18 protein-coding genes are annotated in these 21,150 nt (G+C 67.4%); 2 read left to right on the forward strand and 16 right to left on the reverse strand.

Annotated features, from left to right (window positions below; all coding sequences use genetic code 11):
* Positions 1 to 9: 9 nt before the first annotated feature.
* Positions 10 to 996: a cobaltochelatase subunit CobS gene (cobS, locus tag ACF66B_RS14300; protein WP_111429026.1), complete on the reverse strand. Its 987-nt coding sequence runs from the start codon at positions 994 to 996 to the stop codon at positions 10 to 12.
* Between the two features lie 106 nt (positions 997 to 1,102).
* On the reverse strand, positions 1,103 to 1,759 hold the full coding sequence (locus tag ACF66B_RS14305) for a DnaJ domain-containing protein (RefSeq protein WP_111429025.1): 657 nt from the start codon (positions 1,757 to 1,759) through the stop codon (positions 1,103 to 1,105).
* Between the two features lie 93 nt (positions 1,760 to 1,852).
* On the opposite strand from ACF66B_RS14305, the gene ACF66B_RS14310 reads away from it, so the two are divergent.
* Positions 1,853 to 2,134, forward strand: coding sequence for a BolA family protein (locus tag ACF66B_RS14310; protein ID WP_111429024.1), 282 nt, complete (start codon positions 1,853 to 1,855; stop codon positions 2,132 to 2,134).
* Positions 2,135 to 2,186: 52 nt separating this feature from the next.
* Here ACF66B_RS14310 and ACF66B_RS14315 read toward each other — a convergent pair whose 3' ends face one another.
* The 6 genes from ACF66B_RS14315 to ACF66B_RS14340 all read right to left on the reverse strand — a co-directional run bounded on the left by ACF66B_RS14315 (position 2,187) and on the right by ACF66B_RS14340 (position 10,106).
* Positions 2,187 to 2,720: a DUF4177 domain-containing protein gene (locus tag ACF66B_RS14315; RefSeq protein ID WP_111429023.1), complete on the reverse strand. Its 534-nt coding sequence runs from the start codon at positions 2,718 to 2,720 to the stop codon at positions 2,187 to 2,189.
* A 92-nt stretch (positions 2,721 to 2,812) separates the two neighbouring features.
* A complete protein-coding gene (gene gatB / locus ACF66B_RS14320; protein WP_392663037.1) occupies positions 2,813 to 4,309 on the reverse strand; it encodes an Asp-tRNA(Asn)/Glu-tRNA(Gln) amidotransferase subunit GatB in 1,497 nt (498 codons plus the stop codon).
* Positions 4,310 to 4,445: 136 nt separating this feature from the next.
* Positions 4,446 to 6,116, reverse strand: coding sequence for a putative transporter (locus ACF66B_RS14325; protein WP_111429022.1), 1,671 nt, complete (start codon positions 6,114 to 6,116; stop codon positions 4,446 to 4,448).
* 196 nt (positions 6,117 to 6,312) lie between these two features.
* Positions 6,313 to 7,197, reverse strand: coding sequence for a formyltetrahydrofolate deformylase (gene purU, locus ACF66B_RS14330; protein WP_111429021.1), 885 nt, complete (start codon positions 7,195 to 7,197; stop codon positions 6,313 to 6,315).
* 157 nt (positions 7,198 to 7,354) lie between these two features.
* Positions 7,355 to 8,683 carry an aspartate aminotransferase family protein gene (locus ACF66B_RS14335; RefSeq protein ID WP_111429020.1) on the reverse strand — a complete coding sequence of 443 codons (1,329 nt, stop codon included), beginning with the start codon at positions 8,681 to 8,683 and terminating at the stop codon, positions 7,355 to 7,357.
* 106 nt (positions 8,684 to 8,789) lie between these two features.
* A complete protein-coding gene (locus ACF66B_RS14340) occupies positions 8,790 to 10,106 on the reverse strand; it encodes a DUF3422 domain-containing protein (RefSeq protein ID WP_111429019.1) in 1,317 nt (438 codons plus the stop codon).
* Positions 10,107 to 10,415: 309 nt separating this feature from the next.
* On the opposite strand from ACF66B_RS14340, the gene ACF66B_RS14345 reads away from it, so the two are divergent.
* Positions 10,416 to 10,787 (forward strand): YigZ family protein, encoded by a 372-nt coding sequence (locus ACF66B_RS14345; protein ID WP_111429018.1) that lies wholly within the window; start codon positions 10,416 to 10,418, stop codon positions 10,785 to 10,787.
* A 70-nt stretch (positions 10,788 to 10,857) separates the two neighbouring features.
* Here ACF66B_RS14345 and ACF66B_RS14350 read toward each other — a convergent pair whose 3' ends face one another.
* The 8 genes from ACF66B_RS14350 to purH form a co-directional block, all read right to left on the reverse strand.
* On the reverse strand, positions 10,858 to 12,471 hold the full coding sequence (locus ACF66B_RS14350; RefSeq protein ID WP_111429017.1) for an ATP-binding protein: 1,614 nt from the start codon (positions 12,469 to 12,471) through the stop codon (positions 10,858 to 10,860).
* 80 nt (positions 12,472 to 12,551) lie between these two features.
* Positions 12,552 to 13,691 (reverse strand): DNA recombination protein RmuC, encoded by a 1,140-nt coding sequence (locus tag ACF66B_RS14355; protein WP_111429016.1) that lies wholly within the window; start codon positions 13,689 to 13,691, stop codon positions 12,552 to 12,554.
* Entirely contained in the window at positions 13,688 to 15,547 is a 1,860-nt protein-coding gene (mutL, locus tag ACF66B_RS14360) for a DNA mismatch repair endonuclease MutL (RefSeq protein WP_111429015.1), read from the reverse strand. Before mutL ends, ACF66B_RS14355 begins: the two co-directional genes overlap by 4 nt.
* A gap of 39 nt (positions 15,548 to 15,586) precedes the next feature.
* Positions 15,587 to 16,921: a pitrilysin family protein gene (locus ACF66B_RS14365; RefSeq protein ID WP_111429014.1), complete on the reverse strand. Its 1,335-nt coding sequence runs from the start codon at positions 16,919 to 16,921 to the stop codon at positions 15,587 to 15,589.
* Entirely contained in the window at positions 16,918 to 18,273 is a 1,356-nt protein-coding gene (locus ACF66B_RS14370) for a pitrilysin family protein (RefSeq protein ID WP_111429013.1), read from the reverse strand. The genes ACF66B_RS14365 and ACF66B_RS14370 overlap by 4 nt, the downstream gene beginning before the upstream one ends.
* 116 nt (positions 18,274 to 18,389) lie before the next feature.
* The gene (locus ACF66B_RS14375; protein WP_111429012.1) at positions 18,390 to 18,923 is read right to left on the reverse strand and encodes a DUF3035 domain-containing protein; all 534 of its coding nucleotides are present in this window, start codon (positions 18,921 to 18,923) and stop codon (positions 18,390 to 18,392) included.
* Positions 18,924 to 18,980: 57 nt separating this feature from the next.
* Complete coding sequence (lspA, locus tag ACF66B_RS14380) at positions 18,981 to 19,445, reverse strand: signal peptidase II (RefSeq protein WP_111429011.1); 465 nt, start codon at positions 19,443 to 19,445, stop codon at positions 18,981 to 18,983.
* Positions 19,446 to 19,453: 8 nt separating this feature from the next.
* Positions 19,454 to 21,046: a bifunctional phosphoribosylaminoimidazolecarboxamide formyltransferase/IMP cyclohydrolase gene (purH, locus tag ACF66B_RS14385; protein ID WP_111429010.1), complete on the reverse strand. Its 1,593-nt coding sequence runs from the start codon at positions 21,044 to 21,046 to the stop codon at positions 19,454 to 19,456.
* Positions 21,047 to 21,150 lie beyond the last annotated feature (104 nt).

Raw genomic sequence — 21,150 nt, forward strand, 5'->3', positions numbered from 1 at the left:
GCCCCCCGATCAGCCCAGGCTGACGCTGGCGGCACTCTCCGGCAGTTCCTCATCGAAGCAGCGCTGATAGAACTCCGCGACGGTCTGGCGCTCGAGCTCGTCGCACTTGTTGAGGAAGGTCAGCCGGAAGGCGAAGCCCATATCCTTGAAGATGCGCGCATTCTCGGCCCAGGCGAGCACGGTGCGCGGGCTCATGACCGTCGAGAGATCACCGTTCATGAAGGCAGCGCGCGTGAGGTCGGCGACCGTGACCATGCGGCTCACGGTCCGGCGGCCCTCGGGCGTCGCATATTCGGGATATTTCGCCAGCACGATCTCGGCTTCGGCGGCATGCTCGAGGTAGTTGAGCGTTACGACGAGGCTCCAGCGGTCCATCTGGCCCTGGTTGATCTGCTGGGTGCCGTGATAGAGGCCCGTGGTGTCGCCGAGGCCGACGGTGTTGGCCGTGGAGAAGAGACGGAAGTACGGGTTCGGCCGGATCACCTTGTTCTGGTCGAGAAGCGTGAGCTTGCCGTCGACCTCGAGCACCCGCTGGATCACGAACATCACGTCCGGGCGTCCGGCATCGTATTCGTCGAAGACGATCGCGACGGGGTTGCGCAGCGCCCAGGGCAGGATGCCTTCCTGGAATTCGGTGATCTGCACGCCGTCCTTGATGCGGATCGCGTCCTTGCCGATGAGGTCGATACGGCTGATGTGGCTGTCGAGGTTCACCCGCACGCAGGGCCATTTGAGCCGGGCGGCGACCTGTTCGATGTGGGTCGACTTGCCGGTGCCGTGATAGCCCTGGATCATCACCCGGCGGTTGTGGGCGAAGCCTGCGAGAATGGCGAGCGTGGTGTCGCGGTCAAAGCGATAGGTCGGATCGAGATCCGGCACCCGGTCCGTTCCGTCTGCAAATCCCTTCACGACCATGTCGGTGTCGATCCCGAAAAGGTCGCGCACGCTGTATTCGACCGTGGGTTCGATATCCGATTCCATGTTGCCGTCCGCCATTATACCCAGCCCTACTGACCGCCCCGCATGGGCGGTATCCCTGCCTTGCTATGTGTCGCAAATGCCGTGGTGATGCAACCCGGCCCCGTCGCGCGACCGCCTTTGTCTAATCCCGGAAGCTGCGGCTGGCCTTGATCTGCTCCCAGGCCCACACCACCTCGGCAAGCCGCGCCTCGTCGTCGCGGCGGCCGCCGTTCATGTCCGGGTGCAGATCCTTGACGAGGGCCTTGTACTGGCGCCGGATCTCGGCCTTGCTCTGGGTGTCCTGCGCCTCGAGGATCTCGAGGGCGCGCCGCTCGGTCGGTGGCAGCCGCCGCTGCACCGGCCCGCGGTTGGCGCCGGGATTGAGCGTGCCCTTGTCGCCCAGAAGCTCGAGGGGGTCATCGAGACCGAAGCGCTGCCAGGCGCGGCCCTCGGAATGGGGCTGCGTGCCGGGCTGGGCGCTGCCGGTGGCGAAGGGCTTGGTGTTGCGCTCCCAGACCCGGTCGGCGGCGAACTGCTGCTCCAGATCGTCGTCGGAATGGGATTCGAAGAAGTTCCATTTGAGGTTGTACTCGCGCACATGCTTGAGGCAGAACCACAGGAAGTCGTCGAGCTGGTCCGGCGAGCGCGGCGCGCGATACTTTCCCGGCTGGTCGCAACCCGGATGGGCGCAGACGCGGCTGGAACTCTCGACAGCTCCCGACTGGCCGCGGCTGCGGGCCCGCCGTTTCTTGTCGGCGGAGACGGAAATGTCGAATTCAAAGGGCGAGCGGCGGCTCATCGCGGGCCGATTCCTTTCAATCTTGCGACTCGGGCGCCAGAGTTTAGACTTTTCGAGGAGCGGGCCAAGACCGTTCTTTGCAGGAAGAGACCGATGGGCGAGACCATGACCCCCGTAAGGGATTCGATCGAGGCGAAACTGACCGAGGCCTTTGCGCCCGAGGCGCTCGAGATCATTGATGAGAGCGAGAAGCACCGCCACCACGGCCATGGCATCGAGGGTGGCGAGACGCATTTCAAGGTGGTCATGCGCGCGCCGGCTTTCAATGGCATGTCACGGGTGGCGCGCAGCCGCGCGGTGCACGGCATCCTCAAGCAGGAGCTCGCCGGACGGGTTCACGCGCTTTCGCTCGATCTCACCGGCACCCAGGCCTGATCGCGGGCGGCCCCCAGCGGCCCTTTGCCCGCCGAACCAGGCGGGCCTCGCCTCAGTTCGTCTCGGCTGGTCCGAACCGCGGCCCGGGGCGAAGCGGCGAGGGCCCCTGGTCCTGACGCGGCGCGCGGGCGGCGCCGGAAATCGGCGGTTCGCGGCGGGCCGCACTCGCGGCCTGCACGCGCTCGGCGAAGGTGCGAACGCTCGGCGGGGTGGCCTCGGGGCGCGGCTGCGGGGCGGCTTCGGCCTGCGGCGCCGGGGCCACCTCCATGACCGGGGCCGGGCGGGGAGCAGCGGGCTCGGGGGCCGGGCGCAGCGCCTCCACGCGGGCCTCCAGACGCGGTTCGCGGCTTTCCCGCTCCCGGCGGAAGATCAGCAGCGACACCGGCTCCTCGACGGCGCGCCGGAACAGCCCTCGCGGGGTCTCGGCCGGGAGGGTCTCGGCGCGGAGGAATTCCCAGCCCTCGCGCGCCTGCTCGTTGATCGTATCGGTGATCGTGAGCGCAAGAAGCTCGGCGGGCTCACGCACGCCGCGGGCCTTCTTGCTGCGCCGGGGCGCCGGAATCGCCTTGTAGTCAAAATAGCTCATGCTACCCCCTCACCGGGCTCCGGCCCGGCCTCAAGTCAGAAGCCGGGCCCGAGCCCGGTCCAATCACAATCGCGGGGGCAGCCTGCCGCGGATCACCCGATGCCGAGTTTTCCGCGCACGATGTCGTTCACGGCCTTCGGATTGGCCTTGCCGCCCGTCGCCTTCATCACCTGCCCGACAAACCAGCCCGCAAGCGAAGGCTTGGCCTGCGCCTGTGCGACCTTGTCGGGGTTCGCGGCGATGACCTCGTCCACGGCCGCCTCGATGGCGCCCATGTCCGTGACCTGCTTCATGCCGCGGTCCTCGACGATCTTGGCCGGATCGCCGCCTTCGGTCCAGAGAATCTCGAAAACATCCTTAGCGATCTTGCCCGAGATGTCGCCCTTGGCGATCAGATCGATAAGACCGCCGAGCTGGACGGGCGAGATCGGGCTGTCGGCGATACCGTGGCCCTCCTTGTTGAGCCGACCGAAAAGCTCGTTGATGACCCAGTTCGCCGCCTGCTTGCCGTCGCGCCCGCGGGCCACCGCCTCGAAATAGTCGGCGCTCGCCACTTCGGCCGTCAGCACGCCGGCATCGTATTCCGTCATGCCGTACTCGAGCACGAAGCGGGCCTTCTTGGCGTCGGGCAGCTCCGGCAGGCTGGCGGCGATGCCATCGACGAAGCTCTGCTCGAACTCGAGCGGCAGCAGGTCGGGGTCGGGGAAGTAGCGGTAATCGTGCGCCTCTTCCTTCGAGCGCATCGAGCGCGTCTCGCCCTTGTTGGGATCGTAGAGCCGGGTTTCCTGCTCCACGGAGCCGCCATCCTCGAGGATCGCAATCTGGCGGCGCGCTTCGAACTCGATGGCCTGCTGGATGAAGCGCATCGAGTTCATGTTCTTGATCTCGCAGCGCGTTCCGAGCTCGCTCGTGCCTGCGGGCCGCACGGAGACGTTCACGTCGGCGCGGAGCGAGCCTTCCTGCATGTTGCCGTCGCAGGTGCCGAGATAGCGCAGGATCTGCCGCAGCTTGCGGACGTATTCCGCCGCTTCCTCGGGGCCGCGGATGTCGGGCTTGGAGACGATCTCCATCAGCGCCACGCCGGTGCGGTTGAGGTCGACATAGGAGAGATCGGGATCGAGGTCATGGACCGACTTGCCGGCGTCCTGCTCGAGATGGATGCGCTCGACGCGCACCTTGCGCGCGATGCCGGGCGCCATGTCCACGAGGATCTCGCCCTCACCGACGATCGGGTGGTAGAGCTGGCTGATCTGGTAGCCCTGCGGCAGGTCCGGATAGAAGTAGTTCTTGCGGTCGAAGCGCGAGAAGAGGTTGATCTCGGCCTTGAGGCCCAGCCCGGTGCGCACCGCCTGCTCGACGCAGAAGCCGTTGATGACCGGAAGCATCCCCGGCATCGCGGCATCGACGAGGCTCACATTGGTGTTGGGCTCGGCGCCGAATGCGGTCGAGGCGCCGGAGAAGAGCTTCGACTTCGAGGAAACCTGGGCGTGGACTTCCAGCCCGATCACCAGTTCCCAGTCGCCCTTCGCCCCGGCAATGACCTTGGGTTCGGGCTCTTTGTAGGCAAGCTCGGCCATGCGTCCGTCCATTCGTGAAATTCGCGCCCGTTTTCTACAGGCCGATGCCGCCAGCGGCAAGGGCAAGACGCGGCAAGGCTGCGGGGAGGCGGCGCCGCAGGCCGGCGCCGGGCCCGCCGGCCCCGCTCGACTGGGCCGGCAGACGGGGTCACATCAGCAGGAGCACGATGATCTGGGGCGCGAGGATGCGCATGCACATCACCAGCGGATAGACCGCGGCATAGCCGATCGGCGCGGCGGGCGAGCTGCTCATCCCGCTTGCAAAGGCGAGCGCAGGCGGATCGGTCATCGAGCCCGCCAGCACGCCGCAGAGGCTGAGATAGTTGAACTTGAAGACGATCCGCGCAACGAACCCGACCACGAGGAGCGGGATCAGGGTGATGAGGGTGCCATAGGCCATCCACATCAGCCCGTCGCCATGGAGCAGCGTCGTCAGGAACTTGTCGCCTGCCTTGATGCCGACGACGGCGAGAAAGAGCACGATCCCGAGCTCGCGCAGGGCGTGGTTCGCGACCGGCGGCATGAACCAGACGAACGGTCCGAAATGCCCGAGCCGCGAGAGCACGATGGCGACGATCAGCGGGCCGCCCGCGAGGCCGAGCTTGATCGGCGCAGGCAGGCCCGGAACCATGAAGGGGATCGAGCCGAACAGCACCCCGAGCGCGATGCCGATGAAGACCGCGGTGAACTGCACCTCGTCGAGCCGCCGCTTCTGGTCGCCGAAGACGCCGCGCACCGCCTCGATGCCCTCGGGCGGGCCGACAACGGTGAGGATGTCGCCGAACTGGAGCGTGCTGTCGGCCAGGGCAGGCAGCTCGACGCCGGCACGGTAGATCCGCGAGATGTTGATGCCATGGGCCTCGCTCAGCCCGAGCGCGCGCAGCTTGCGGCCGAGAATCTTGGTATCGGTGACGACGATCCGGGTCCAGGTGAGCGCTGTGCCCTTGGTGGTGAGCGCCATCTTCACTTCCTCGCCGAGGATGATCTGCATGGCACGGAGTTTCTCGGCCGGTCCGACGAGATGGAGCACGTCGCCGAGATCCACCACGGTGTCGCGCGCGGGCACGATGAGCTCGCCGTTCTTCATCATCCGCGAGGCGACCACGCCCGAATCGAAGAGATCCGGCACTTCCGAGAGCTTGAGGCCCGCGAGATTGCTGTTCTTCACCACCACGTTCATCACCGGCAGCGAGGCGACACCCGCCCGGCGTGCGATGTCGAAGGCCTTGGCCTCCTCCGGCAGCGAGATCCGCAGCACCCCGCGCACCAGCAGCATCGCGGCGAGGATGCCGAGGATGCCGAAAGGGTAGGCCACCGCGTAGCCGAGGCTCGGCAGCTCAACCGTGGCGGGATCGGCGCCGACGTCCTTGAGGGCCTGTGTTGCAGCGCCGAGGCCGGGGGTGTTGGTCACCGCGCCCGACATGAGGCCGACGAGCACGGGCACAGGGATCTGGAGCAGGAAATGCAGCGCGACGGTCACGGCCACACCGAGCAGCACGATTGAGGCCGCCGCGAGGTTCAGGCTCAGCCCCGATGACTGGAGGGTGGCGAAGAAGCCGGGGCCGACCTGGATGCCGATGGTGAAGACGAAGAGAATGAGGCCGAATTCGCGCACGAATTCCATCGTTTCGTGGCTGTAGGTGATCCCGGCCATGCCCGAGAGATGGCCGACCGCAATACCGGCGAAGAGCACGCCGCCGATGCCGAGGCCGACGCCGCGATAATGAATGTTTCCGATGAGAAGCCCGAGCGCTCCGGCAATGGCCAGCGCCACTGTGGCGAGTGCCACGTCGGACATGCTGAAGAAGAGACTTGGCATGAATGGCGGTTCCAGTCCTGTTTGGCCGTCCGGGAAGTGGGGCAGAAGGCCCCGCCTCACCGGACGTTCGCTGCGATGCAGCAGCCAAGTCAAGGGATGGTCCCGGATTTCGCCCCGGCTGTGGTGCCGGTGCCAGAGCTCTCCTTGCGATTGCGCAAAGCTTGAGCAGCCCGCGCTTTGGGCCCGGTTCGGCCGTTCAGCCCATGCGTTCGGAGGCGTATCCGCCGGGGCTTGCGGGGAAGACGACGGTCTTGTTGCCGTTGAGGAAGACCCGGCGGTGGATCACCGCATGGATCGCGCGGGCGAGCACCTGGGCCTCCACGTCGCGGCCGATCGCCACATAGTCGTCGGCGCTCTGGGCGTGGGTGACGCGGAAGGTCTCCTGCTCGATGATCGGTCCCTCGTCGAGGTCGGAGGTCACGAAATGCGCCGTGGCGCCGATGAGCTTCACGCCGCGCTCGAAGGCCTGCTGGTAGGGGCGTGCGCCCTTGAAGCTTGGCAGGAAGGAATGGTGGATGTTGACGATCCGCCCCGACATCGTGCGGCACATCTCCTCGGACAGCACCTGCATGTAGCGGGCGAGCACCACCAGTTCGGTGCCGGTTTCCTCGACGAGCTCCAGGAGCTGCGCCTCGGCGCGCGGCTTGTTCTCCTTCGTCACCCGGATGTGGTGGAAGGGCAGATCGTGATTCACCACCAGCTTCTGGTAGGTGAGATGGTTCGAGACCACCCCGGTGATCTCGATCGGCAGCGCCCCGATCCGCCAGCGGTAGAGCAGGTCGTTGAGGCAGTGGCCGAAGCTCGAGACCATCAGCAGCACCTTCATCTTCTCGGTGCTGTCATGGAAGGCGTAGTCCATGCCGAAGCGTTCCGCGACGGCCGCGAAATCGCTGCGCAGCGCCTCGAGCCCGGTGCCGGTCTCGCTGATGAAGCTGATCCGCATGAAGAACTGGCCGGTGACGGAATCATCGAACTGGGCGCTGTCGCGGATGTTGCAGCCATGTTCGGCGAGAAAGGCGGAAATCGCGGCCACGATGCCCCTGGTCGAGACACATTGCACGGTCAGCACGTAGGATTTCATAGGGTCTCCAGGTCACTCGAAATTTTGCCCCGGCACGAGGGCCGGCGGTCGCCGCGGCGCCCGCGCCGCAAGGGCTTATGCCCCGAAACCCGGCAGGATGCCTCCCAAAAAGCGACATGTCAGGATGCGTTCGTCCGGGTGCTGCCGGAGCCTTGCCTCATGCGGCGCCGATTGTCCGCTCGAGGGCGCGTTCGAGCCGGTCGCAGATCTCCGCGATATGGGCATCCTCGAGGATGAAGGGGGGAGCGAGCAGGATGTGATCGCCCCGGATCCCGTCGATCGTGCCGCCCATCGGGTAGCAGATGAGACCGTCCTCGAAGGCCGCTGCCTTGATCGCCCTGTGAAGGCCGAGGGCCGGGTCGAAGGGCATCCTGCTTGCCCGGTCCTCGACCAGCTCGAGCCCGAGAAAGAGCCCCCGGCCCCGGATATCGCCGACATGCGGGTGGTCGCCGAAGCGGGCCTCGAGTTCGGCGCGGAGCCGCGTGCCCATCCGGGCGGCGCGTTCCACCAGCCCGTCCTCGGTCAGCCGCCGGAGCACCGCGAGCCCCGCAGCGCAGGCGGTCGGGTGGCCCATGTAGGTATGCCCGTGCTGGAAGAAGCCCGAGCCGCTGGCGATGGCCTCGTAGATGGCGCCGGTGCAGAGCATGGCCCCGATCGGCTGGTAGCCCGCGCCGAGGCCCTTGGCGATGCAGAGGATGTCCGGGGCGATGCCGTCCTGTTCGCAGGCGAAGAGCGTCCCGGTCCGGCCCATGCCGCACATGACCTCGTCGAGGATGAGCAGCACGCCATGGCGGTCGCAGATCTCGCGGATCCGGGGGAAATAGCCGGGCACCGGCGGCACGGCACCGGCGGTTGCGCCCACGACCGGCTCGGCGATGAACGCCATCACGGTCTCGGGGCCAAGGCGCAGGATCTCGGCCTCGAGCGCGTCGGCGGCGCGGAGGGCATAGGCCTCCCGGCTCTCGTCCGCCTCCCGCTCGCGGTATTCGTAGCAGGGTGCGATGTGGGAGGTTTCGGCCAGCAGCGGGGCGAAGGGCTCGCGGCGCCAGAGGTTTCCGCCCGCGGCGAGCGCGCCAAGCGTGTTGCCGTGGTAGCTCTGCCGCCGGGCGATCACCCGGTGGCGGGCGGGCTGGCCGGTTTCGAGACAGTATTGCCGGGCGAGCTTCAGCGCCGATTCCACCGCCTCCGAGCCGCCGGAGACGAACCAGACCCGGTCGAGTGCCCCCGGGGCATGGGCCGCGAGCTTGGCCGCCAGGGCCTCGGCCGGGGGGGAGGTGAAGAAGCCGGTATGGGCGAAGGCGGCGCGGCCGAGCTGGGCGCGGATCGCCTCGGTCACCGCCGGGTCGGAATGGCCGAGGCAGGAGACCGCCGCGCCGCCGGAGGCATCGAGATAGCGCTTGCCGTCGGTGTCGACGAGATAGACCCCGTCACCGTGATCGACCATCGGAAGGCGGGCGCGGGTGTGGCGGGGAAAGACATGGGACATCGGGCGGCACTCCGGCGCAGGGGTTCGGTCGGCATCGCGCCCCGCGGGGCGCATGCCCGCCCCCGTTCTAGCGTGCGCCCCCGCCGCGGGCTAGGGGCGCGGGGCCTCAGCCGTGCTCGTCATGGCCGCTCGCGACACGGTTGCGGATGCGGCGGACCATGAACCAGACGCCGGCGATCACCGGCAGGGTGAGGATCGCGACGAGATCGGATTTCTCGAGATGGAGCGCGTGGCCGACCGGGGAGAGCAGGCCCGCGGCGAGATTGACGGCATAGTAGCTGATCGCGACGACCGACAGGCCCTCGACCGTTTCCTGGAGCCGGAGCTGGAGGGCGGCGCGGCGGTCCATCTTGCGCAGGACCTCGACGTTCTGGGCCTGGTTTGCCACATCGACGCGGGTCCGGAGCAGGTTGGCCGCCCGTTCGGCCCGGCCGGAGAGCTCGGCGAGGCGGCCCTTGGCCGAGCGGCAGGTGCGCATCGCCGGGTCGAAGCGGCGCATCATGAACTCGCCCATGAGCTGGCGGTCGGCGATGCGCTCCTCGCGGAGCGCGCCGATGCGTTGGTTCACGATCGCCTCATAGGCCTCGTAGGCGCCGAAACGGAAGGCGGTGGCGGAGGAGAGCGCCTCGATCTCTGCGGTCATGGCGAGGAGGCGGTGGAGCACTTCGGTCGCCTGCTCGCTTTCCTCGGCCATGCCGGTGGCGAGGTCGGAGAGCTCGCGATCGAGGCGGGCGACGGTCGCGGAGACGGCGCGGGCGCGGGGCAGGGTGAGCATCGCCATGCTCTTGTAGGTCTCGATCTCGAGCACGCGCTGGACCACGCGGCCGACGCGGGTCGGGGTGGTGTCGGGGCGGGCGAGGACGGCGAAGCGGGTGTGGCCGTGCTCGTCGATCTGGAAATCGCCCGCGACCACGGCGCTGCTGTCGGCAACCGCGCTGACCGAGAGGCTTTCGGGGACGAACCAGCTCGGGAAGTAGCGCGCCATGGTCTTTTCGCGATCCTCGGGGGCGACGGACATCACCTCGACGATGCAGGAGGTCACCACCTTGCCCGGGGCCTCGGAGAGCCAGTCGCGGGGAAAGAGGTTGAAGAGCTCGCCGGCGAAGGCATCCGCCTGCTGCTCGGGGGCGAAGAGGGTGTAGGTGACGAACTCGGTATGCTGCTCCCACTTCAGGGTGCCGCGGCCCAGACGGCCGAAATAGTGGTCGGCGCCGGGGGGCGGATGCGGGGCGCCGTGGCGGTCGAGCAGGGCGATGAGATGGGCGCGATCCTCGGAGCGGTCGCGCTCGGCGGCGTTCTCGAGCTTCTTGATCGCGAGATACATCGCCCGGCAGGGCGGATCGAGCACCGGGAAGGGGCGGGCATGCAACTCGTTGGCGAGCGCGTATCGCATCGGATGGTCGGGTAGCGGGTTCTGCGCCATGAAAGCTCCGGAATCTCGGCGGCGGGCAGTCTGGCATGGCCGGCCCCCCTTTTCCTACCACGGGCCGCAGGCGCGGCACAGGGGCGTGGTTTGCTGTGGCCGGGCGGCAACTCCACGGGGGGTGGAGGGGGCGTGAAATCGGGCGTTTCACCGTGAAAATCGAAAAACGGCTTTGAAATTGCTCGATTTTCGTAGTTAACATATCATGAATGGCGGGCGGGGCGGCGTTTTGCGCCGGGCCCGCACGGCAGGGCCGCGGGGATGACCTCCGGCTTGCGGACGGGGCCCTCGAAGCCTAATCCTGCCGGGATGCTGGTGCTTGAACATGTCCTCACCGACCGGGGCTCGAAATATGCCGTTTCCGGCGGGCCCGCGGGCTCGGCCGAGGCGGCGCGCGCCTTCGTGACGGAGCTCAAGCGGCGGAAGAAATTCGCCAGGGCCACGCACAATTCCTGGGGGCTCCTCTGCGACGAGGGGCCGCTCAAGAACGACGACGGGGAGAGCGGCGCGGGGATGGTGATCCTGCGGATGCTCGAACGCGAGGGGCTGCGCGACCATGTTGTGGTGGTCACGCGCTGGTATGGCGGCAAGCACCTGGGCGGCGACCGCTTCCGGCATGTGCAGGAGGCGGTGCGGGCTTATGTGGAGGCGTTGGGGAAGGAGGGGGAATGCGTCAATTAGCTTTCGACATGGCCATAAAAATATCCCTCCAATTATATTGATCGTGTATTTGGAGGTATATAGATTTCATTTATCTTCTATTAAATATGCAATCCTCAAGTTCCTTAAATACCGGAAGATCTTCTGTAATGTATTTCGATATGGATAATTTAAATATCTCGGAATTTATGTTGTGTATTATGCCGCATATGTTCTTTATATTATTGGTTGAATCTTTGACATTCTGATTGTTTATGTCGGTGACAAACATATCATACGCTAATTCGTCGAAATTGAGATTTTCTGCAGAGCAATAGGCTTTCAAAACGTCTTTATCGTACAGATAGTTCTCTATTTCCCATCTCTTTAGAACTCTATGACTTTTTTCATTTGTCCTGAGGTAAGTTTGGCGGTCGCTTTCAGATGTTTCCTTACCAGACGCCATATCTCGGTCTTTGAGAACCCAGATTTTCATAGAGGGAAATACCTTGCCAATTATAGCAAGTGCGATTGCGGCTCTCTGCTCGGGCTCGGTATTCCCTCCACTTGAGATAAAGAGAGTGTCGGGATGGGATGTGGCAAAGATGTTATTAAACACCTGAGCATCCAAGCCTCTCTCCCGGCCACCCGCTCCGGGCTCTGCTCTTCCCTCGCAATACACGATTACCGAGGGGCAGACGAGTTCAGCCAAGTCATCCAATGCAATTGAAAATAGCTCGCGCCATGTCCCAGCACTAACTTTTACCGGCTGCAATGTGTATGCCCTAGACGCAAGTTCATACTCGGGCCGAAAATAAATAATCTGACAGCGATCTCTCATGTTGGTTTGTAAGGCGCGCAGAAATCCTATGCTGTGGGTGGTTAGCCAAATCTGACACTCTGGCCCCACTAAGCGATCAATCTCAGATAGCAATTTACCTTGTATTGATGTATTGATGTGGAGTTCTGGCTCATCTATGAGGAACACTGTGTCTGTATAAGTATTTTTCCGGAGATATAAATCTAGAAGGATGTCTACTACCTCTTTTTCACCGGATGAAAGTACATTAAACTCAAATTCTCCGGGATGATCCGATTTTTTAAAGTATAAAGTGCCTTCGTTTCCTTCAACGTTTCCGAGGCTGAAAATCTCAAGATCTAGACAGCTCTTGATGGAGTTATTGAGGTCGCCAATAATTTTTGCTTTCGCTTCGCTGGGCCTTAGATCGTTTTCGTCACGGTAACGGTTGAAGGTCGCATAAAGACGACGGTAATTTTCTTCCATCTTTGAATCGAGAGCGGAGGCATCAGCAGCGCCATATGAGTTCAATCTAATTTCAGGAACAGATCTAGTTTCGGAAATCTTAAGTTCTTCATTGTACCTATATGGACTTCGGAATGAAAAAATAGTATTTTCTGTACCGGTTTTTTGTTTTGAGGTGAAAATGGATTGAAATGATCCAGATGTAAATTTTATCTCGATTTGCTGCAACGCATCGAAGTACATTTTTCTTGTCATTGAGTGGTAGTCGTTACTGCGGTTGCCACCCCGTCCAATGGGGCTATATGCTTTTGCGTAGAACAATAGCCCATCTAATACGCTGCTCTTGCCGCATCCATTTGGTCCCACCAAGGCGACAATCCTCGCAGGATTATCTCCTAGATCGATGGTCAGATCATGGAATCGTTTGTACCCATTCTTTAGGCGTATTTTAGATATACGCATCAATTACCTCGTTATATTTTCCATATACGAATTAGCATGAAAAATTAATTTAATTCGTGTTCTGTCTATTTGCACTCCCCTCACCCGATCCGCCTCACCTCCCCCTCCGGTGCGCCCGCGTCGTCGCTGAAGTCGACGGCTTCGAGGCGGCGGGCGCGGAGAGAGGCCTTGTCGGCGGAGATGCGGATTTCCTCGACGTCGCGCTGGGCCTGCGTGAAGTGGCGCTCGAGGTTGCCGACGCGGCCCATCATGCGCTCGATGTCGCGGTGGAGCGCGCCGAGCTCGCGGCGGATGGCGTGGGCCTCGGCGCGGAGGCGGGTGTCCTTCAGCACGGCGCGCAGCGTGTGGAGCGTCGCCATGCAGGTGGTGGGCGAGACGATCCAGACGCGGGCCTCGAAGCCCTCGCGGACGATCTCGCCGAAGCGGGCGTGGAGCTCGGCGTAGACCGCCTCGGAGGGCAGGAACATGAGCGCACCTTCGGCCGTCTCGCCCTCGATCACGTATTTCTCGGCGATGGCGCGGATGTGGCTGCGGAGGGCGGCGCGCATCTGGCGGCGGGCCTCGTTGGTTTCCGAGGGCGTGCTGGCGTTGACGAGGGCCTCGTAGGGTTCGAGCGGGAATTTCGCGTCGATGACGATGGGGCCCGGCGGATGCGGCATCTCGATGACGCAATCGGCGCGGGTGCCGTTGGAGAGGGTCTTCTGGAAGCTCACCGCGTCGGGGGGGAGCGCCTTGGTGACGATCTCGCGGAGCTGGATCTCGCCGAAGGCGCCGCGGGTCTGCTTGTTGGAGAGGATGTCCTGGAGGCCGAGCACGTCGCCGGAGAGCTTCTCGATGCGGGTCTGGGCCTTGTCGATGACCTGGAGGCGCTGCTGGAGCTCGCCGAGCGAGTGGGCGGTGCGCTGGGCGGAGCGGCCGAGGGTTTCGCCGAGCCCTTGCGTGACCTCGGCGAGGCGGCGTTCCATCGCCTCGGACATCCTTGCCTGGGCGGCGGCCTGGGCGTCGGCGACGTGGGTGAGGCCGCCGTAGAGCTGGTTCTGGCCGTCGTTGAGCGCGCGGACGGCGCCGTCGAGGTCGGCGAGGTGGCGGGCGAGGGGCTCGACGCTGCGCGCGGTGCGGCCGGCGGCCCGGATGAGGGCGAGCGCGAGGGCGGCGGCGGCGAGGGCGGCCCAGAGGCGGGGGTCGGAGAGCTGGAGCGGCGTGCCGGCGATCTCGATCATCGGCGCCCGAAGAGCCGTTCGATGTCGTGGAGCTTGAGCTCGACATAGGTGGGGCGGCCGTGGTTGCACTGGCCGGAGAGGGGCGTGGCTTCCATCTCGCGCAGCAGCGCGTTCATTTCCTGGGCGCTCATGCGGCGGCCGGAGCGGACGGAGCCGTGGCAGGCCATGCGGCTCAGGATCGCGTCGATGCGGGCCTCGAGGCCGCCGGCGGCGGTGCCTTCGGCCAGCGCGTCGGCAATGTCGGCGAGGAGCGCGCGGCCGTCGACCTCGCCGAGGATGGCCGGGGTTTCGCGCAGGCAGACGGCGTTGCCGCCGAAGGGTTCGAGGGCGAGGCCGAGGGCGGCGAGGTCCTCGGCCGCGTCGAGCAGGCGCGCGGTGGCGGCCTCGTCGAGCTCGACCACTTCGGGGATGAGCAGCATCTGGCCCGGCACGCCGCTTGCCGCGCGCTGGGCCTTGAGGCGTTCGTAGACGAGGCGTTCGTGGGCGGCGTGCTGGTCGACGATCACCATGCCGTCGCCGGTCTGGGCGACGACGTAGTTCTCGTGGATCTGGGCGCGGGCGACGCCGAGGGGGAGGTCGAGGGGTTCGGGCCGGGTCTCCGGGTCGGGGGCGTCCTCGGGCTCCGCGGGCAGCTCCTCGACGCGGCCGGACCAGAGCGCGCGGGTGAAGAGCGCGGCGGTGCCGGGTGCGGGGCGCGCCGGGGCCTGGGCGCCCGACCAGGCGGGGCGGTAGGGCGCGGAGGGCTGGTCCGTCTCGGGGCGGAAGGCGCCGAGCATGCCGATGCCGGTGGTGGTGGCGCCGCGGTGCCCGGCCCCGGCGAGCGCCTGTTTCAGCGCGCCCACCACGAGGCCGCGCACGAGGCCGGGGTCGCGGAAGCGGACCTCGGCCTTGGCGGGGTGGACGTTCACGTCGACGAGATCGGGCGGCACGTCGAGGAAGAGGGCGGCGACCGGGTGGCGGTCGCGGGAGAGCACGTCCATGTAGGCCGCGCGCAGGGCGCCGAGCAGCAGGCGGTCGCGGACCGGGCGGCCGTTGACGAAGAGGTATTGCGCCACCGCCGCGCCGCGCGAGTAGGTGGGGAGGGCGGCATAGCCGGTGAGGCGGAGGCCCTCGCGGGTGCTGTCGATCGCGAGCGCGTTCTCGGGGAACTCGGCGCCGATGATCGCGCCGAGCCGGCGGCCGAGGCCCTCGAAGAGGTCGCCCGGCTCGGCATCGAGGCGCAGGATCTGGCGCGGCGCGGCCGGGTCGGAGACATCCTGGAGCAGGATGGCGGTTTCGGGCGCGGCCATGGCGAGGCGGCGCACGGTGTCGTTGATCGCCTGCGCTTCCGCGCGGTCGGAGCGGAGGAACTTGAGCCGGGCGGGCGTGGCGGAGAAGAGGCCCTCGAGCTCGACCACGGTGCCGCGGGCCAGCGCCGCGGGCCGGACGCTGCCGGTCGCCTCGCCGCGGACGGTGAGGCTCGCGGCCTCCGCCGCGCCCCGGGCGCGCGAGGTGAGCGTCAGCCGGCCGACGGCGCCGAGCGAGGGCAGCGCCTCGCCGCGGAAGCCGAAGGTGAGGATGTTGCTGAAATCGGTGCCGTCGAGCTTCGAGGTCGCGTGGCGCGAGAGCGCGAGGGGCAGCGCATCGGCCGGAATGCCGTGGCCGTCATCGCTCACCCGGATCAGCCGCTTGCCGCCATCGGCATAGGCGATCTCGATCCGGGTCGCGCCCGCATCGAGGGAATTCTCGACGAGTTCCTTGATCGCGGAGGCCGGACGCTCGACAACCTCGCCCGCCGCGATGCGGTTCTGCGCCGCGGCGTCGAGTTGCCGGATCACCGGCAGGGCGGGCTCTATCTTGGGGCTCTCTGCGTTCATGCCCCAAGGTCTAGCATGAAGCCATAGGCGCTTCCACGGTTAATTCGTGGAGCCGAGCGCCTCGGGGCGGCCGACGACGACGAAGGTGAGCGCGTCCGGATCGAGCAGGCGGTGCGCGACGCGATTGACGTCCTCGAGGCTCACCGCCTCGACGAGATCGTTGCGGCGGTTGACGTATTCGCGGTCGAGGCCGGCGGCCTGGAGGCCGAGGAGCAGGTAGGCGATCTGGCCGTTGCCGTCGAAGCGGAGGGGCCATGCCCCGGTGAGGTAGCGCTTGGCTGCGGCGAGCTCTTCGGCGCTCACGCCCTCGCCGGCCATGCGGGCCCATTCCTCGCGGACGATGTCGATGGCCTGGGCCGCGACGGCGTTGGCGCTCGAGAAGCTGCCGATCCAGATCTCGCCGAAATCGCCGGTGAAGAGATAGGTGTAGATGCCGTAGGTGAGGCCGCGCTTCTCGCGCACCTCGGTGGTCAGCCGCGAGCCGAAACCGCCGCCGCCGAGGATGTGGTCGAGCACGAAGGCCGGGATGAAATCCGGGTCGTCGCGGGGCAGGCCGCGCTGGCCGAAGACGACGGTCGATTGCGGGGTGTCGAGCTCGATCACCTCGAGGGAGCCGGCAAGCACCGGCTCGCCCTTCGGCGGCAGCGGCGGACCCGATTCGGGCAGATCGCCGAAGATCCGGTCGAGGAGCGGGCCGAGCTCGGCGGCGGTGATGTCGCCGACCACCGCCACCTGCAGCCGGTCGCGCACCATCGTGGCGGCATGGGCGGCGGTCACATCCTCGGGCGTGAGGGCTGCGACCGTCTCGGGCGTGCCGTCGTCGGGGCGCCCGTAGGGGTGGCCCTCCGGGGCGACGCGGGCATAGAAGGCCTGGCGGGCGATGGTGCCGGGGTCTTCGGCCCCGGCCGCGACGGAGGCGGCGAGCTGGGCCTTGACGCGGGCGAAGGCGGCCGGGTCGAACCGGGGGGCGACGAGCGCGTCGCGGAAGAGCGCAAGGCTCTCGTCCCGGCCCTCGCTCAGCACATGGGCCGAAACCGAGATGTCGTCGCGGGAGGCGCTGAAGCCGAACTGCGCCGCCTGGGCCTCGCGGGCCTCGGCGAAGGCGACCGCATCGCGCGAGCCCGATCCTTCCTCGAGGAGGCCCGCCATCAGCGCGGCGGCGCCGGCCTTGCCCTCCGGATCGAGCGCCGCGCCGCCCAGGAAGCGGGCCTCGAGCGCGAGCATCGGGATGGTGTGTTCCTCGTAGAGCCAGGCGGTGATGCCGCCGGGCGAGGTGACTTCCTGGATCTCGATCTCCGCCCGCGCGGGCGGGGCGAGCCAGACGAGGAGCAGGACGAGGAGGGGCGCGAGGGCCGGGGCGCGGCGCGGGCTCATTGCGTGACCTCGGGCGCGGGGGTGCGGGTCATCAGGGCGGTGACGGAGGCCTCGGGCCGGAAGACCATGCGGGCGCAGGCCTGGACATCCTCGGCGGTGACGGCCTGGAGCAGGCCGGGCCAGGCCTCGACATCCTCGAGCGTGAGGCCGGAGGCGAGCGCGCTGCCGATGCGGTTGGCCCGCGCGTTCTGGCTGTCGAGCTCGTAGATCTCGGCGGCGCGGATGCGCTTGCGGGTGCGCTCGAGGCTCGCCGGGTCGGGGCCCTCGGCGATGAAGCTCGCGAGGAGCGCATCGAGCGCCTCTTCGGCGGTTTCGAGCGGGATGCCGGGTTTCGGCGCCACCCAGAGTGAGATGCTGCGGGGATCGAGGCTGGTGCTGGAATAGCTCGCGCCCGCCCCGACCGCGATGCCGTCGCCGAGCTCGAGCGCGCGGCCCATGACCGAGGTGATGCCGCTGCCGCCCAGAAGCTCGGTCATCACCTCGCAGGCCGCGGCCATCGCCTGATCGCCGGGGCGGCGGTTCGGGGCGAGGTAGAGGCGCGAGATCAGCGGGGTGCTGACGCGCGGATCGTCGAACGCCACCCGGCGCGCGGCGATGGGCGGCGGCTCCTGCGGGCGGCTGCGGGGCGCGATGGCGGGGTTGGCCGGGAGCGGGCCGAAGTGCTTCCGGGCCATCGCCTCGACCGCTTCGGGGGTCACGTCGCCGGCGACGACGAGGATCGCGTTGTTGGGGGCGTAATGGGCGCGGTAGAAGCCCATGGCCTTTTCCGCGTCATAGGCGGCGATTTCCTGCGGCCAGCCGATCACCGGGTTGCGGTAGGGGTGGTTGAGGTAGAGCGCGGCGTTGCGCGCCTCGAAGAACGGGCCGTCGGGGCTGCTCTCGACCACCTGCCGCCGCTCCTCCATCACCACGTCGCGCTCGGAGAGCACGCCCTCGGCGCCGGGGGCAAGGCCGGTCATCCGGTCGGCCTCCATGCCCATCATCAGGTCGAGCCGGTCGGCGGCGATGCGCTGGAAATAGGCGGTGGTGTCGGGGGTGGTGAAGGCGTTCTCGTCGCCGCCGTTCTCGGCGACGATGCGGCTGAACTCGCCATCGGCGAGGGTGTCGGTGGCCTTGAACATCAGGTGTTCGAGGAAATGCGCGATGCCCGACTGGCCGGGGGGCGAGTCGGCGGCGCCGACGCGATACCAGACCATCTGGGTCACGACCGGCGCCCGGTGATCCTCGATCACCACGCCGCGGAGGCCGTTCTCGAGGGTGAATTCCGAGATGCCGTCCTCCGCTCCGGCCGCGGCGCGCGGGGTGGCGGGCAGGAGGGCGAGGAGGCAGAGGGCGGCGGCTGTCTGGCGCATCGGGGGAGACTCCGGGAAGGTCTGCTCCCTCCGGTTGTGACAGGCCCCCCGGGGCACAAGCAAGCCCCGATTGCGTGAGGTCCGCGCGCGCCGGCGCGCGCGGCGTCGCGGCGGGCTCAGTTGTTTTCGAGAGCGCTCGGCGGCGGGGTCGAGACCTTCACGCCGCGGGCGCGCATTTCCTCGTAGACCGGCCCCGGATCGAGGATCATCGGGCGGTACATCATCTCGAGCTTGTCGCGCGAGAACATGCGCTCGAAGAAGAGGCCGTGCGAGACCGAGCGGTAGTCGGCGTCTTCGACCGCGAGTTTCGCCCGGATCTGCGGGTCGATCGGGCCCATGCGGGCGAGCAGCGGCGCGGCGCTCGCGGTGCCGGGCGGCGCCTCCCGGCCGGTGAGGCCCGCAACGGCGATGCGCTGGGGCTGGTAATCCACCCGGTTGGGCTGGCCGGGTGTGGGCGGCGGCAGCTCGGCGAGGTTCTGCGGGATCTCGAGCGGGCGGGTCGGCAGGACCATGAATTCGTCGGGCGTGCTGGTGACGCCGGAATTGCGGAGGATGCCCGCGAGCGAGCGGTTGCCGGTGCAGCCCGCGAGCGCGAGGGCCGCGGGCAGGAGCACGAGGGCAAGGAGCGCTGTCGGTCTTGGTCTCAGCATGGCCGCGTCATATCCGGGTTCGGTCGGTCGAGTCTCTAGCGCACTCTCTCCGGGACGTCACGCTTTCTTGTCCCGCGCGAAGATGGCGATGAGCACGGCGCCGACGAAGATGCCGGCGTCGGCGACGTTGAAGGCGAAGGGGTTGTGGATGCCGCAGCAGCTGGTGTTGAGGAAATCCGCCACCGCGCCGTATTGCAGGCGGTCCCAGACATTGCCGATGGCCCCGCCCATGATCGCGCCCACGCCCGCCGCGGTGCCCCAGCCGCTGCGGTGCCGGACCCAGACCGCGAGGCCGATGGTGATGGCGAGCGCCAGGACGATCAGCACCCAGCGCCCGGCGCCGCCCATGTCGAGCAGGCCGAAGTTGATGCCCTCGTTCCAGGCCATGGTGAAGTTGAGCCAGGGATCGAGGACGGGGATGAAGAGGCGGTGGCGGAGGTCGAGGGCCTCCACCACCCAGTATTTCGTGATCCGGTCGGCGAGAAAGACCGGAATCGCGACGGCGAGCGCGCGCGCGAGCATCGGCCGGTTCAATGCCGGAAGTGGCGCATGCCGGTCAGCACCATGGCAAGCCCCGCCTCGTCGGCCGCGGCGATCACCTCGTCGTCGCGCACCGAGCCGCCGGGCTGGATGACGGCGGTGGCGCCGGCCTCGGCCGCGGTCAGGAGGCCGTCGGGGAAGGGGAAGAAGGCGTCGGAGGCGACGACGGCGCCCTTCGTCGGCACCTCGGCGAGGCCCAGCACCTCCGCCATGTCGGCGGCCTTGCGCGCCGCGATCCGGGTCGAATCGACGCGGCTCATCTGGCCCGCCCCGACGCCGACGGTGGCGCCGCCCTTCGCGTAGACGATGGCGTTGGACTTGACGTGCTTGGCGACCTTCCAGGCGAAGAGCAGGTCGCGGAGCTCGTCCTCGCTCGGGGCGCGCTTCGTCACCACGCGGAGATCCTCGCGGCCGATGCGGCCCGAATCCTTGTCCTGGACGAGGAAGCCGCCCGAGACCTGGCGCCAGGCGAGCGCCCGTGCCGTCGGGTCGGGCAGGCCGCCGGTGACGAGCAGGCGGAGGTTCTTCTTCTTCGAGAAGAGCGCCGCGGCCTCGTCGGTGACGTCGGGGGCGATCACCACCTCGGTGAAGATCTCGCTGATCGCGGCGGCGGTTTCGGCGTCGAGCGTGGTGTTGAGCGCGATGATGCCGCCGAAGGCCGAGGTGCGGTCGCAGTCGAAGGCGGCGCGATAGGCGTCGATCGCGGTGGCGCCGCGGGCGACGCCGCAGGGGTTGGCGTGCTTGATGATCGCGCAGGCCGGGCCGTCGGCGGGCGCGAATTCGGCCACGAGCTCGACGGCGGCGTCGGTGTCGTTGATGTTGTTGTAGGAGAGCGCCTTGCCCTGAAGCTGGCGGGCGGTGGCGACGCCCGGCCGGCCGGAGCCGTCGCGGTAGAAGGCCGCGCCCTGATGCGGGTTCTCGCCGTAGCGCAGGCCCTGGGCGAGCTCGCCCGCGATCACCCGGCGCCGCGGCGCGGTCGTGCCGAGCGCATCGGCCATCCAGGTCGAGACGGCGGCGTCATAGGCGCCGGTGCGGGCGTAGGTGGTGAGGGCGAGGCTCTGGCGGAAGCCAAGGGTGGTCGCGCCGTCGTGGGCGTCGAGCTCGGAGAGCAGCGCCTCGTAATCGGCGACATCGGTCACGACCGTCACCCAGGCGTGATTCTTGGCCGCGGCGCGCAGCATGGCCGGGCCGCCGATGTCGATGTTCTCGATGCAGGTCTCGTAATCGGCGCCCTTCGCCACCGTCGCCTCGAACGGGTAGAGGTTGACCACGAGGAGGTCGATCGGCGCGATGCCGTACTGGTCCATCGAGGCCTTGTGGCCGGCATCGTCGCGCACGGCGAGCAGGCCGCCATGGACCATCGGGTGCAGGGTCTTCACCCGGCCGTCGAGCATTTCGGGAAATTCGGTGATCGCGGAGACATCGCGCACCGGCAGGCTCGCCTCGCGCAGCGCCTTGGCTGTGCCGCCGGTCGAGACCAGTTCGATGCCGCGCGCGACGAGCGCGGAGGCGAGTTCCACGAGGCCCGTCTTGTCGGAGACGGAGATGAGCGCGCGGCGCAGCGGCACGAGATCGGTGGACATGAAGCGGCGAACCCCCAATGATGGCGGCCCCGCAGCGCGGCCGGCGCCCGGGACCAGATCCGGGACGCGGGGCTGGATCGCCCGGCGCCCTCCGTGATGACGCG

The sequence above is a fragment of the Amaricoccus sp. B4 genome, from assembly GCF_043226085.1.
In the GTDB taxonomy this organism is placed as follows: Bacteria; Pseudomonadota; Alphaproteobacteria; order Rhodobacterales; family Rhodobacteraceae; genus Amaricoccus.

What these genes read in the sequence shown, in the direction of transcription:
- lspA (WP_111429011.1), bottom strand. Translation starts at nt 19,445, where the DNA reads ATGCTCGCGCGCGCGCTCGCCGTCGCGATTCCGGTCTTTCTCGCCGAC.
- ACF66B_RS14310 (WP_111429024.1), top strand. Translation starts at nt 1,853, where the DNA reads ATGGGCGAGACCATGACCCCCGTAAGGGATTCGATCGAGGCGAAACTG.
- gatB (WP_392663037.1), bottom strand. Translation starts at nt 4,309, where the DNA reads ATGGACGGACGCATGGCCGAGCTTGCCTACAAAGAGCCCGAACCCAAG.
- ACF66B_RS14370 (WP_111429013.1), bottom strand. Translation starts at nt 18,273, where the DNA reads ATGCGCCAGACAGCCGCCGCCCTCTGCCTCCTCGCCCTCCTGCCCGCC.
- cobS (WP_111429026.1), bottom strand. Translation starts at nt 996, where the DNA reads ATGGCGGACGGCAACATGGAATCGGATATCGAACCCACGGTCGAATAC.
- ACF66B_RS14365 (WP_111429014.1), bottom strand. Translation starts at nt 16,921, where the DNA reads ATGAGCCCGCGCCGCGCCCCGGCCCTCGCGCCCCTCCTCGTCCTGCTC.
- purU (WP_111429021.1), bottom strand. Translation starts at nt 7,197, where the DNA reads ATGAAATCCTACGTGCTGACCGTGCAATGTGTCTCGACCAGGGGCATC.
- ACF66B_RS14335 (WP_111429020.1), bottom strand. Translation starts at nt 8,683, where the DNA reads ATGTCCCATGTCTTTCCCCGCCACACCCGCGCCCGCCTTCCGATGGTC.
- ACF66B_RS14315 (WP_111429023.1), bottom strand. Translation starts at nt 2,720, where the DNA reads ATGAGCTATTTTGACTACAAGGCGATTCCGGCGCCCCGGCGCAGCAAG.
- ACF66B_RS14375 (WP_111429012.1), bottom strand. Translation starts at nt 18,923, where the DNA reads ATGCTGAGACCAAGACCGACAGCGCTCCTTGCCCTCGTGCTCCTGCCC.
- ACF66B_RS14345 (WP_111429018.1), top strand. Translation starts at nt 10,416, where the DNA reads ATGCTGGTGCTTGAACATGTCCTCACCGACCGGGGCTCGAAATATGCC.
- ACF66B_RS14355 (WP_111429016.1), bottom strand. Translation starts at nt 13,691, where the DNA reads ATGATCGAGATCGCCGGCACGCCGCTCCAGCTCTCCGACCCCCGCCTC.
- ACF66B_RS14350 (WP_111429017.1), bottom strand. Translation starts at nt 12,471, where the DNA reads ATGCGTATATCTAAAATACGCCTAAAGAATGGGTACAAACGATTCCAT.
- ACF66B_RS14340 (WP_111429019.1), bottom strand. Translation starts at nt 10,106, where the DNA reads ATGGCGCAGAACCCGCTACCCGACCATCCGATGCGATACGCGCTCGCC.
- mutL (WP_111429015.1), bottom strand. Translation starts at nt 15,547, where the DNA reads ATGAACGCAGAGAGCCCCAAGATAGAGCCCGCCCTGCCGGTGATCCGG.
- ACF66B_RS14305 (WP_111429025.1), bottom strand. Translation starts at nt 1,759, where the DNA reads ATGAGCCGCCGCTCGCCCTTTGAATTCGACATTTCCGTCTCCGCCGAC.
- ACF66B_RS14325 (WP_111429022.1), bottom strand. Translation starts at nt 6,116, where the DNA reads ATGCCAAGTCTCTTCTTCAGCATGTCCGACGTGGCACTCGCCACAGTG.
- purH (WP_111429010.1), bottom strand. Translation starts at nt 21,046, where the DNA reads ATGTCCACCGATCTCGTGCCGCTGCGCCGCGCGCTCATCTCCGTCTCC.